At 61.4% G+C, this 254-nt stretch carries 1 protein-coding gene; it reads right to left on the reverse strand.

What is annotated here, in order from left to right:
- The coding region (locus tag R2R70_RS21650) for an ATP-binding protein (RefSeq protein ID WP_410979145.1) at positions 1-254 on the reverse strand (254 nt) is incomplete at both ends.

The following is a 254-nucleotide window of genomic DNA, read 5'->3' on the forward strand; positions in this document are numbered from 1 at the left end:
CTGCTCGTGGACATTGCCCTGACGCCAGATGGTCATCTTGAGCCCTTCGGATAGCGCGTTGACGACCGAGACACCCACACCGTGCAGACCGCCGGAGCCCTTGTAGGAGGTGTCATCGAACTTACCGCCTGCGTGCAGCACGGTCATGCTGACTTCCGCTGCGCTGACGCCTTCCTCTTCATGGATCTCGGCCGGCACACCACGACCGTTGTCGTTGACGGCAACTGACTCGTCGGCATGAATAACGACCCGGG

The sequence above is a fragment of the Cobetia sp. SIMBA_158 genome (assembly GCF_046566945.1).
Classification (GTDB): domain Bacteria; phylum Pseudomonadota; class Gammaproteobacteria; order Pseudomonadales; family Halomonadaceae; genus Cobetia; species Cobetia amphilecti.